6 protein-coding genes are annotated in these 12,834 nt (G+C 59.2%); 4 read left to right on the top strand and 2 right to left on the bottom strand.

Annotated features, from left to right (window positions below):
* Positions 1-90 precede the first annotated feature (90 nt).
* On the top strand, positions 91-1,623 hold the full coding sequence (locus ACED87_RS03555; RefSeq protein WP_449082789.1) for an alanine/glycine:cation symporter family protein: 1,533 nt from the start codon (positions 91-93) through the stop codon (positions 1,621-1,623).
* 81 nt (positions 1,624-1,704) lie between these two features.
* Entirely contained in the window at positions 1,705-2,328 is a 624-nt protein-coding gene (locus ACED87_RS03550) for a mismatch-specific DNA-glycosylase (protein ID WP_449082787.1), read from the top strand.
* 193 nt (positions 2,329-2,521) lie between these two features.
* On the opposite strand, the gene acnA is transcribed toward ACED87_RS03550, so the two are convergent.
* The gene (gene acnA, locus ACED87_RS03545; RefSeq protein ID WP_449082785.1) at positions 2,522-5,206 is read right to left on the bottom strand and encodes an aconitate hydratase AcnA; all 2,685 of its coding nucleotides are present in this window, start codon (positions 5,204-5,206) and stop codon (positions 2,522-2,524) included.
* 299 nt (positions 5,207-5,505) lie between these two features.
* On the opposite strand from acnA, the gene ACED87_RS03540 reads away from it, so the two are divergent.
* Together ACED87_RS03540 and ACED87_RS03535 are read left to right on the top strand one after the other, a co-directional pair.
* The gene (locus tag ACED87_RS03540; protein ID WP_449082783.1) at positions 5,506-6,270 is read left to right on the top strand and encodes a hypothetical protein; all 765 of its coding nucleotides are present in this window, start codon (positions 5,506-5,508) and stop codon (positions 6,268-6,270) included.
* 81 nt (positions 6,271-6,351) lie between these two features.
* Positions 6,352-8,997 carry a DNA gyrase/topoisomerase IV subunit A gene (locus ACED87_RS03535; protein WP_449089614.1) on the top strand — a complete coding sequence of 882 codons (2,646 nt, stop codon included), beginning with the start codon at positions 6,352-6,354 and terminating at the stop codon, positions 8,995-8,997.
* Between the two features lie 77 nt (positions 8,998-9,074).
* Here ACED87_RS03535 and cydC read toward each other — a convergent pair whose 3' ends face one another.
* On the bottom strand, positions 9,075-12,779 hold the full coding sequence (cydC, locus tag ACED87_RS03530) for a thiol reductant ABC exporter subunit CydC (protein ID WP_449082779.1): 3,705 nt from the start codon (positions 12,777-12,779) through the stop codon (positions 9,075-9,077).
* Positions 12,780-12,834: the final 55 nt, after the last annotated feature.

Below are 12,834 nucleotides of genomic sequence, written 5' to 3'. Positions count from 1 at the left end.
CGTGCACCGACACAAGAAAGACGGTCACAGCGAGCTGAATCATTACCATGCTAGTTCCCTCAACTAGCCCCGCATGAATGGATTTCTTCTATGACCGCAGCAATTGAATGGGTGAACAGTATTATCTGGTCACCTGTGCTGGTATATCTCTGTCTGGCTGCTGGCGTGTATTTCACCATCCGCACCCGCCTGCTCCAGATCCGTCAAATTCCCACCATGATTCGGGCAACCTTCAAGGGCGAGCCCTCCCCCGATGGCGTATCGTCTTTCCAGGCCCTGACCATGTCATTGGCCGGGCGAGTCGGTACAGGTAACATCGCCGGTGTTGCTACAGCAATCGCTTTCGGTGGCCCCGGCGCTGTCTTTTGGATGTGGACCGTAGCCTTCCTGGGCTCATCTACCTCATTCATCGAATGTGCCCTCGGCCAGATTTATAAGGAACGCGATAAGGTCACCGGCGAATACCGTGGTGGCCCCGCCTACTACTTCGAAAAAGCCTACCGTCACACCAAATACGCCGGCCTTTTTAAGGTCTACGCCTCCATCTTTGCCTTCGCTACCGTCCTAGCCTGTGGTTTCTTCCTCCCCGGTGTGCAAGCTAACGGTATTGCAGCTTCCATACAGGGTGCTGTACCGGAGGTCCACCCCTGGATGACTGCCACCGGTATCACCATTCTGCTGGCCTTCATCGTCATCGGCGGAGTCAAGCGCATCGCCACCTTCGCCTCTGTAGTAGTACCCTTCATGGCCATCATCTACATTGTGCTCTCCATGATCGTAGCCTTCATGAACATTCACATGCTCGGTGAGGTTATCAACCTGATTTTCTCCTCCGCTTTTGGTCTTCACGCAACCTTCGGCGCTATCATCGGCTCCGCTGTTGAATGGGGCGTCAAGCGCGGTATCTACTCCAACGAAGCAGGTCAGGGCACCGGCCCCCACTCAGCAGCAGCAGCCGAAGTTCGCCACCCCGGCGCCCAGGGCTTCGTCCAGGCCATGGCCGTCTACATCGACACCCTCTTCGTTTGCTCCGCTACCGCCTTCTTGATCCTTTCAACCGGCATGTACCGCGTCTATGAAGGAGGGGCCTCAGATACCCCCATCTTGGCTGAAGGCTCCGGCAACCTGGCCGAGGGCGTCACCGTTGGCCCGGCTTTCGCCCAGTCAGCATTTGACACCTTCATCCCCGGTGCAGGCCCCATCTTTATCGCAGTATCGCTGGGCTTCTTCGCCTTCACCACAATCGTGGCCTACTACTACATGGCAGAAACCAACCTGCGCTACCTCACCCGCAAACTGCACAACAAGACCCTGGCAGATGTTCTGCTGCGTCTGCTGCAGCTCATGGTTCTTAGCGCAACTGTCATTGGCTGCGTCAATACTGCCGGTGCCGCCTGGACCCTGGGCGACATTGGTGTAGGTCTGATGGCCTGGCTGAATATTGTAGGTATTTTGGTGGTCCAGAAGCCTGCTCTGAAGGTCCTCAAGGACTACGAACAGCAGCAGAAGCAGGGCCTTGACCCCTTGTTCGACCCCCGCCCTCTGGGCATTAAGAACGCTGACTTCTGGGAGACCTACTATGACGTAAAGACCGGCGCTATCCCGATCCAAAACACCAAGTAAGCACCCGGTAAGGTTTTAGCTTGACAGGCGCCCTGCACAACCCTCGGTTGTGTGGGGCGCTAGTGCGTGTAGGGTGGGGGCATGAGCACTCTTCATCCCTCTCCTCTAGGCGGCCAACGCCCCACCAGGGAGCAACTTCACGACTTCGTCAATGGCACCCTAGACGATAGGCTCCCCACCCCAGGCACCCCCTTGCGGCTTCTCATCGTAGGCATCAATCCGGGCTTGTGGACCTCCGCTGTGAATGCCCCTTTCGCTTTTCCCGGCAACCGCTTCTGGCCCTCTCTCGATAGGGCCAAGATCGTGAGCCCCAGGGTGGACGCCTCACGCGGCTTAAGCGATGAAGTAGAGGAGCAGCTAGCTCACCTGGGTATCGGTATCACCAACCTGGTAGACCGGGCCACAGCCCGGGCTGACCAGCTCACCGCCCAGGAATTGCAGCAGGCCCTGCCCCGCCTGATTGAACTCACCCACCTCTACATGCCTCAGGCTGTTGCCATTGCGGGCATCACCGCCTACCGCACAGCCTTTGGTGACAAGAAAGCTCAACTGGGGCAGCAAGACACAACCCACCTTGAAGGGTGGAACCCGGCGAGCCAGCTCTGGGTGGTCCCTCAGCCCAGCGGTTTGAACGCCCACGAAAACATTGATTCTCTAGCCGATAAATGGCGGCAAGTCTGGGACTCCACCCAGCCACTCACCTAGCACTCCCCCCCTATCTTTCACCCCCGACCGTCCTTTGTCTTAGAAAGGGACCAGATTACTCCCAAAATCCTTCATGCCTTGCCATACTTCAAGTAGTCACCTGGTCCTAACTCATAGACACCACACAAAAAAGTCTGTGGCCCCCACTGAAAAGTGGGGGCCACAGACTGTCAACCTGCTAGCGCTCTAGAACTTAGGAGCCGCGCACCAGGTTACGCAGAACGTACTGCAAAATACCGCCGTTACGGTAGTAGTCAGCTTCACCGGGGGTATCGATACGAACAACAGCATCGAACTCGGTGACCTTGCCGTCCTCTGCAGTGGCAGTGACCTTAAGGGTCTTAGGGGTAGTGCCCTCATTCAGTTCGGTCAGACCAGTAATATCGAAAGTTTCGGTACCGGTCAGGCCCAGTGACTCGTGAGACTCACCAGCGGGGAACTGTAGGGGCACAACGCCCATACCAATCAGGTTTGAACGGTGGATACGCTCAAAGGACTCAGCAATAACTGCCTTCACACCCAGCAAGGTGGTGCCCTTAGCAGCCCAGTCACGAGATGAGCCGGTGCCGTATTCCTTACCGCCCAGAACAACCAGCGGGATACCGGCGTCCTGGTAGTTCATAGCAGCATCGTAGACGGTGGACTGTTCGCCGCCCTGGGTGAAGTCGCGGGTGTAGCCGCCTTCAACACCATCAAGAAGCTGGTTCTTGATGCGAATGTTAGCGAAAGTACCACGAATCATGACCTCATGGTTACCACGGCGAGAACCATAGGAGTTGAAGTCCTTACGCTCAACACCGTTCTCCAGCAGGTACTGACCAGCAGGGGTATCTGCTGTGAAGGAACCAGCCGGTGAAATGTGGTCGGTGGTGACCGAGTCGCCCAGCTTAAGCAGCACGCGAGCGCCCTTAATATCCTCAACGGGGGCGATATCCATGGTCATCCCCTCAAAGTATGGGGGCTTACGCACGTAGGTGGACTTTTCATCCCACTCGAAGGTGGAGCCGGTGGGGGTGTCTAGGGACTGCCAGCGCTCGTCACCGTCAAAGATGGTGCTGTATTCCTTGGTGTACATCTCGGTATCGACTGATTCGTCGATGATTTTCTGTACTTCTTCGGGGTCGGGCCAGATGTCCTTGAGGTAGACGTCCTTACCGTCAGCGTCGATGCCGAGGGCGTCCTTCTCAAAGTCGAAGTCCATGGTTCCGGCCAGGGCGTAGGCAATGACCAGCGGCGGTGAGGCCAGGTAGTTCATCTTCACATCTGGTGAAATACGGCCTTCGAAGTTACGGTTACCGGAGAGTACGGCGGTGACGGAGAGGTCTTCGCCCTGGATAGCCTCTGAGATTTCAGGTTCCAGGGGGCCGGAGTTACCGATACAGGTGGTGCAACCGTAGCCGACTACGTAGAAGCCGAGCTTCTCAAGGTCAGGTAGCAGCCCTGCCTTTTCGTAGTAGTCGGTGACGACCTTGGAGCCGGGGGCAATAGAGGTCTTGACCCAGGGCTTAGCGGTCAGGCCCTTGGCGGCGGCGTTGCGGGCCAGCACACCTGCAGCCATCATGACAGAAGGGTTGGAGGTGTTGGTGCAAGAAGTAATCGAGGCGATGGAGACCGCGCCGTTCTTGAGCTCAAACTCGCGGCCATCGGCCATGGAGACCTCAACAGACTTGTCGGTTTCCCCGTCCTTGGCGTAGTTCTTGATGTCTGATGCGTACTGGTTCTTGGCCTCTGAGAGCAGGATGCGGTCCTGGGGGCGCTTGGGCCCTGCGATGGAGGGGACCACGGTGGAGAGGTCCAGTTCCAGGTACTCGGAGTATTCGACGTCAGCGGCAGGGTCGTGCCAGAGGCCCTGTTCCTTGGTGTAGGCCTCAACCAGAGCGACTTGCTCTTCGCTGCGGCCGGTTAGGCGCAGGTATTCGAGGGTTTTCTCGTCGATGGGGAACATGGCGGCGGTCGAACCGAATTCGGGGCTCATGTTACCGATGGTTGCACGGTTGGCTAGGGGCACCTGGCCTACGCCTTCACCGTAAAATTCAACGAATTTGCCCACAACGCCGTGTTCGCGCAGCATCTCGGTGATGGTAAGGACGACGTCGGTTGCGGTGGCGCCGGAGGGGATGGAGCCGGTGAGTTTGAAGCCGACGACGCGGGGAATCAGCATGGAGACGGGCTGGCCGAGCATTGCTGCTTCAGCTTCGATACCGCCAACACCCCAGCCGAGGACGCCCAGGCCGTTGACCATGGTGGTGTGGGAGTCGGTGCCTACGACGGTGTCGGGGTAGGCGCGCAGTACGCCCTCTACTTCGCGGGCCATGATGGTGCGGGCCAGGTATTCGATGTTGACCTGGTGCACGATACCCATGCCAGGGGGGACGACCTTGAAGTCGTCGAAGGCGGTCTGGCCCCAGCGCAGGAACTTGTAGCGTTCACCGTTGCGCTGGTATTCGATGTCCATGTTGCGGGTGATAGCGTCGGCGGTGCCGAAGGTATCGATTTGCACGGAGTGGTCAATGACCAGTTCGGCAGGGGCCAGGGGGTTAATCTTTGAGGGGTTGCCGCCTAGTTCTTTGACGGCTTCGCGCATGGTGGCAAGGTCAACGATGCAAGGGACGCCGGTGAAGTCCTGCATGATGACGCGGGCGGGGGTGAACTGGATTTCGGTATCGGGTTCCGCAGAAGGATCCCAGTTGGCTAGGGCCTTAATGTGGCCTTCGGTGATGTTGGCACCGTCTTCGGTGCGCAGAAGGTTTTCAAGGAGAACCTTCAGGGAGTAGGGCAGCTTCTGTGAGCCTTCTACTGCCTTTAGACGGAAAATTTCATAGTCGGTTCCGTTGACGGAAAGTACGTCTTTTGAACCGAAGCTATCCACAGTGCTCATGTGTGGGACTCCTCTCGACACTGTCTTGCGATTGGCTCGTGCACCGGCTGGTACCGCCGCGTTTATAGTGCGGGTGGGTGGTGCTTATTGCTGATCCGGTGGGTACGAGGCCATTGCTTTTCAGTGTACCGGGTATCACGTTGTTCACATATTTTGAGGACGGGTCGTAAGCAAATGTTTCGTTTACTTCTTTATAGGCGCGGACGCCCGCCCCACCTGAGGCGCGATTTTTCGGCTTCGGCAAGGAAAATATGCCGTTAATATATTGCACCCGACACCAGAGAAATAGGATAGAGATTATGACAGTACGCCCCCAATCCCACCAGCCAGCCCAGCCCCACCGGGTAGCCGCCTCCCTGAACGTAATTTTTCGGTGGCTTACCATTGGCGTTGCCGTACTCTTTGCTCTATCGCTCTCAGTAGCCTGGGTTCTACCCGAATCGGTATTCAACAGCTTTGCTTCCCCGCTGACCTGGACTGTTGTCCTTTCTTTCTGCATGGGCCTGGTTTCTCTGCTGGGTGTTGGTATCACAGAGATATTCCGCAGTCAGAGCGCCCCTACGAGCAGCCCTCAGATGCTAGAGGCAAAGCCGACCCCGGGCGTCCGCCTGTCTCTTACCTTTTGCGTGCTCGGGCTGGTACTAGCTATCTACTACGGCCTACATGTTTTCTGGTGGGACCCAATGGCAAGGGCTCCGGGCTACACCCTCAGCGAGATTTACAGCCTGCTGAAGGAGTCTCAAGAGTTTAACCTCGCTGTCGTGATGGTGTGGGGCCTTATGGCTGCGTTGCTTTTAGCAGCTCTGCCGAACGTGCACGAGTGGTTGCGGGGCATGGCCTCTTACAGCACAAAGCGAGCTATCGGCTTCTGCTCTCTTGCTGTAGCTGCCGCTTGCTTCCTGCTCTCCCTGGGTTGGGGCTGGCATATGGGCATGGGCCTGGCTGATACCTTTATGACCAGCGGTGCTGACCACTCCCCTACAGCTGTTCCATTCGGTGTGGCCGTCCTAGGTCTCGGGGTGCTGGGCGTCTACGGGCTCTTTGTGCCTGCTCGCACCTGCTAAAGCCACTAGCTAACCTGCCAGCAGGCCCCTTTCACGGTAGAATAAACGAACCTATGTTCGAATTCCAAGGAAGAGGTCTCGATGGCTCGCCGCACCACCGCGCACGATGACTACCCCACCGACGTCGTGGAAAATATCGTCGATATCGACGTGACCAGCGAGATGGAAACCAGCTTCCTGGAATACTCCTACTCGGTCATCTACTCCCGTGCTCTGCCCGACGCCCGCGATGGCCTCAAGCCCGTGCAGCGCCGCATCCTCTACATGATGCAGCAGATGGGCTTGCGCCCAGAGAAGGGCCACGTCAAGAGTGCCCGCGTGATCGGCGAAGTCATGGGTAAGCTGCACCCCCACGGTGACGGCGCCATCTACGATGCTATGGTGCGACTGGCCCAACCCTTCTCTATGCGCCTACCAGTGGTCGATGGGCACGGCAACTTCGGCTCCCTGGACGATGGCCCGGCGGCCTCCCGCTACACCGAGGTTCGCATGGCCCCGGCAGCCCTGGCTATGACCGCCAACCTGGATGAAGATGTCGTGGACTTCGTACCCAACTACGACAACCAGTTCATGCAACCGGCCGTCCTGCCTGCTGCCTACCCCAACCTGCTGGTCAATGGCTCAGCCGGTATTGCCGTGGGTATGGCCACCAACATGGCCCCACACAACCTGCGCGAGGTCATTGCGGCAGCCCGCCACCTGCTCGATCACCCCGATGCCACCCTCAAAGACATCATGAAGCTGGTGCCCGGCCCAGACCTTCCCTCCGGCGGCACCATTGTGGGCACCACCGGCATTAAAGACGCCTACGAAAAGGGCCGCGGCATCTTCAAGACCCGCGCCAAGGTCTCCATCGAACAGGTCACCGCCCGCAAACAAGGCATTGTGGTGACCGAGCTGCCCTACCTGGTTGGCCCTGAGAAGGTCATTGAAAAAATCAAGGACGGCGTCAACTCCAAAAAACTACAGGGCATCTCTGACGTTGTAGACCTAACCGACCGCAAAAACGGTCTACGCATGGTCATTGAAATCAAGAACGGCTTCAACCCCAAGGCCGTGCTGGCTGCCCTCTACAAGCACACCCCGCTGGAAGATTCTTTCGGCATTAATAACGTGGCCCTGGTTGAGGGCCAGCCCCAGACTCTGGGCCTGCTCGATCTGCTGCACGTCTACGTCAATCACCGCCTGGATGTCGTGCGCCGCCGCACCAACTACCGCCTGGGCAAGCGCCGCGACCGCCTGCACCTGGTTGAAGGCCTGCTGGTGGCCATTGTCGATATTGACGAGGTTATCCAGATTATTCGCTCATCAGATGAAACCGCCCAGGCCCGTGAGCGCCTCATGCAAATCTACGATTTGAGTGAGGTGCAAGCCAACCACATTCTGGAGCTGCGCCTGCGCCAGCTCACCAAGTATTCCCGCATCGAACTTGAGGCTGAGCGTGATGACCTGTTAGCTGAAATTGCGTCCCTTGAAGAGATTCTTGGCTCTGACGCTAAGCTCCGCGCCCTGGTCTCAGAGGAACTGCAGCAGGTTGCCGACCAGTACGGCACCGACCGCCGCACCAAGATTGTGACCAAGGACGAGCTAGCCGACGCGGTTGCCGCCCTCTCAGCCTCCGCCTCCAAGGCCAAGAAGGAGGCCGGCCTCTCCCTGGAAATTGCGGACGATCCCTGCTGGGTTCTGCTCTCCACATCAGGGCAGCTGGGGCGCACTAAGGGGGTTAAAGGCCAGCGCCAGCCCCTGCTTGACCCAGGTAAACGTATCAAACACGATGCTTACCTCTCCCTGGTGCCTACCAGTGCCCGCGGTGAAATTGGTGCCGTTACCTCAACGGGCCGCCTGATTCGTGTACCTGTCATTGATCTGCCGGTTCTTGAAGAAACAGCAGGTGCACCCCAGCTCGCCAGCGGGGTTAAGGCTACGGACGTCATCACCCTAGCCCGTGGGGAAAAGCTGGTAGGTTTGGCTCCGCTCAACTCCATTCTGGCCCTGGCCACAGAACGCGGCGTGGTCAAACGAGTCAACCCCGATTACCCGCTCAATGCCACCGAGTTTGAGATTATGAAGCTCAAACCCAAGGATTCTGTGATCGGCCTGGCGGTCTGCGACTCCAACGATGCGCTCCTTACCTTCATCACAGAGCAAGCCAAGCTGCTTACCTTTGATGCGGCTAAGGTGCGCCCCCAGGGTCGTACCGGTGGCGGCATGGCGGGCATGAAGGTAGCCGAGGACGATAAGGTTATTGCTTTTGGTGTCACCGCACCGGGTACGGACGCCCAGGTCGTTACCATCACTGACGGCGGCGAGGAAGGAGCTACCGCCAAGGTCACTGAACTTACCGAGTTCCCCCAGAAGGGGCGAGCAACCGGTGGTATGCGCGCCCACCGCTTCCTCAAGGGCGAATCTTCCCTAGCCCTGGCCTGGGTGGGTGTTGGCCCGGCTAAGGCAGTTTCGGCCGCAGGTGTTGCCCGTACCCTGCCCACTGAGTTCGGCCCCCGTGATGGATCCGGGGTGCTACTAGCCCAGGGCATCGACGCTATTGGCCCCAACTACCAGGAGCTGACGTCCCCGGCTCCGGCATCAGTTACAGCAAAAGAACCCACCAACCAGCCTGAGACTCAGGCAGAGGGTAAGGATCAGGCAGAGGGTAAGGCTCAGGCAGAGGGTAAGGCTCAGGCGGAGGGTGAGATATCGGCCGAGGTGGAGGAGAACGCTCTCTTCTAGCCGGTAAGACCCACATAAAAGCCCACCTAGTTCTTTCCCTGCACGGGATTGTACTAGGTGGGCTTTTCTCTGTGTACCTATCGAAGCTTGACCACGGTATCGCAGGCGGTGATGTCTTCGGTCCGGTGTGAGACCAGGACGACCGCAGGTAGCTTGGTCTTACCCGAAACCTTCTGGCCGGGGGTGCCCTTGGTGCCTCGGGCAACCTCGTTAATGAGGGCCACGGCGGCTGGGGCGTCCAGGTGAGCGGTCGGCTCGTCCATCAGTAGCAGGGGCGAATCAACCAGTAGGGTGCGGGCAATGGCGATACGCTGACGCTGACCACCGGAGACATAAGAACCACCAGCTCCCACTAGGGTCTGCAACCCGGCAGGTAAGGAGCGCACAAAATCGCCGAGGCCTACCCGGTTGAGCACCTCGTACATTTCCTCATCGGTGGGGCGCTCATCGGCTGAACGGGCAATCGCCAGGTTATTGGCGATAGTGGATTCAAAGATATAGGCCGATTGGGGGCACCAGGCCGCGTAGCCGCGCAAAGACTGGGCGTCAAAGGTGCGGCCGTTGACCCGAATCTGGCCCTGCTCAACGGGGAGGAAGCCCAAGAGGGTAGCAAGAGCAGTGGTCTTACCGGAGCCTGAGGGGCCGGTGATACCCAGCCATTGCCCTGAAGAGACAGACGCTGAAAGCCCGGTAAAGACAGGCTGATCCATATCGGGCCAGCGGGTAGCTAAAGACTCAAGGTCGAGAGTGATGGAGCTGTGAGCAGCCCGGTTCTTAGCCCCAATACCGGGGTCCCCCAGGATGTCTCTGATTTCGCCAGCACCGGCGTCCGCGCTCTCATCTGCCGCAGCGGTATCGACAGTGTCGAAGTGAGACCGGGTGCGGGCTACTAGGGTGGCAAAGGCCGGCCAGCCGCGTACAGCTTCTAGGTGGGAGGCAGTGGTCTCAAAGAGGCCGGTCATCATCAAAATGACGATAGCGGCAGTCGGGGCAGTCACGTTACCGGCTTCAACGGCAGGCCAGATACTGGCAATCACAGCCAAGGCGGCACCCCACCAGGTCACAACCATTAGACCCTGGCCCACACCGATAGCGCGGGAACTTCTCAGATAGGAGGACTGGGCGTAGCCGTCCTGACGTGACACAGCCAGAGCAACGGTCTGGTCTAGGCCGTTATTGTGCAGGTCGGTAGCAGCATCTAGGGCTGAGACGCCTAAGCGCAGCATGGCTGAGGTTTCGCCGCGGGCGACGGCATCAGCACGCTGATCTGCCCGCAAGACTATTGCCGGGAGAATACAGGTGGAAACCACCACCGCAATTGCCACCGGTAGCAGGGCCTGCGGGGTAGCCCAGGCAGTCACACCCAGCACCAGCAGCATGACAATCAGGTGGGAGGCAACGGGTAGAACCACGCGCGGGATAGCGTCGCGTAACTCATCAATATCGCCAACCAGTCGGTCAAGGATCTTGTCGCCACGGAGCAAAGAGCGCACTGAGAGTACACTGCGGCCAGCGGCGTCCCAGGCACGCACGCGCAGGGTGTTAGCTGCCTCTAGCACCAGGTTATGGGTGCGCAGGCGCTCGGCATAGCGGGAGGTGGCCCGGCCTAGACCAAAGAAGCGCACGCCGGTCACAGCCACCAGCAGGTACATCATGGCTGGCTGCTCAGCAGCGCGCACAATCAGCCAGCCAGAGAGGGCGGTGAGGCTGACAGCAAAGACCACGGTGAGTACCGATAGCAGAATCGGCAGGGCCATATCGCGTTTGGTGATGCCGGTGAGCTCCCCCAGGTGTCGCAGGGTTTTAAGGACGCCCGCAGAACCGACCTCTCTTGGCTCAGGTGAGGTGGGGGGCTTGGTAGCTACCGCAGGGGCTGAATCTTCGAGTTCGCCGGTGGCTACAGCATCGGCCAGGGTTGCTAGGGCGTAGCCGCCCAGGCCGGCTGCGTTCTGGGGCGAGAGGTCCCAGGTGAAGCCGTGGGCCTTGGGGGTGGCCTGGAGCAGGTTGTTGGTGGCAGTAGCAAGGGCGGTGTCGTGAGTGACGATAATGAGGGTTGCCCCGGTCTCCTGCAGGGCGGCTAGGGCGACGTTTACCTTGGCTGCTGAGACTGGGTCAAGGTGGGCTGTGGGTTCGTCGATGAGCACAGTGACGCGCTCTTCTTGTGCCTGTAAGGTGGCAACTCGTGCCAGGGCGCGGGCGATAGCTAGGCGGCGCATCTGCCCGGCAGAAAGTGCCTCAGGGGGGAGGTTAGCGAGGTCAGCTAACCCTACCGAGCGGAGGAAGGAAGTGAAGTAGTTCCGGTCTTCCTCGGTGAAAGAGACTGCATCATCGAGCAGGGTTGAGGCATAGTTGATGCCTTCTAGAGCGCCTTCGCCGCGGGTGACGGTGGCGTAGAGGGCAACCTCAGCCAGGGCGGTGGGGGCAATGAAGGTGGGTGATTGGCTAATCCAGACGGTGGCGCCGGTGCCTGATACGAGGCCAGAGACGTGTACTGGTTCGGTAGTGCCGGTGGGTACCAGGTCGTTGCGCAGGGCCCCGCCGAGGACGGAGAGCAGGGTGGTTTTGCCGCAGCCTGAGGGGCCGGTGATAGCGGTGGTGGTGCCGTGTCGTAGGGTGAAACTGACACCGGTGAGGGTGCGCTCGCGCCCAGGGTAGGCCACGGAGAGCTGACGGACCGAGAGGCGGTCACCGCCGGGGGCGACAGTGGCGTGTGGGATGGGCTGGTTGATGATGGTCTCGGCACGGCGCAGGGCTGCAACGCCGTCCTCAGACTGGTGGTAGGCGGTTCCCACATCACGCAGGGGCTGGTAGCACTCAGGGGCCAGGAGTAGGGCGAAGAGAGCAAGGTCTAACCCCAGGTTTCCTTCAACCAGGCGCAGGCCAATGAGCACAGCAACCAGGGCCACCGAGATAGTGGTGATGAGTTCCAAGGCCAGGGAGGAAAGGAAGGCTGACCGTAGGGTGTACATGGTGGCTTTGCGGTAGCGCTCCCCTAGATCCCCTAGTGCTTTTGACTGGGCGCGTGAACGGCCCAGGCCCACCAGTACAGGTAGGCCCTTGACCAGTTCGACGATGTGATCGGAGAGGCGCAGCAAATCGCGCTGGGCGCGGGCGGTATCTTCTGCGGTGGTACGGCCAATGAGCACCATGAAGAGGGGAATCAGCGGCAGGGTGCAGAGAATGACCAGGGCTGATACCCAGTCGTAGAAGGCAATGAAAACGAGAAGCAGGGTGGGCACTACAGCTGTTGAGACAAATGCTGTGAGGGTTTTGGTGTAGTAGTCATCTAGGGCGTTAAGACCACGGGAAAGAAGCACGGCGGTGGCACCGGTGCCGTCGGGGGTGTCAATACCACCGGTGGCAAGGACGCGGCGAATCAGTTTGCGGCGGATGGTAGTTTTAGCCCCCGCTGCTGCCTGTTGGGCGTAGAAGCTCAAAGACCAGTCAGCTGCCGCACGAACCACAAGTGCAAGGGCGCCGGTGATTGCCAGCGAAAGTAATCCCGGTTGCATGAAGGGGGTGGCGAAAAAGATGCCGGTCAGTTGGGCTTGGCCGTTTCCGGCGAAGACGGCAAGCTGCTCGGCGTGGGCAGACTCGTAGGTTTTGCCCTCGTAGAACACCGCGTAGGTCATGCGGGCTAGCAGGGTGATGGCAGTGCCCAGCACTGCGGCAAAGACAATGAGAGCCAGTGTTTTGAGGGCGGTAAGCACCGCGAAAACGGTGAGGTTTCTCTTGGCGTGGGGGCCCAGCGGGGGCCGCTTGCTCGTTCTGGGAGCAGTCATTCTCAATAGTGTCCTTGGTGCCGCGAACAGTTTGTTCACTATTCTAGTGGTAACT

It is taken from the genome of Rothia sp. 32237D007AR (assembly GCF_053544675.1).
This window is presented reverse-complemented; position numbering and strand designations above follow the sequence as displayed.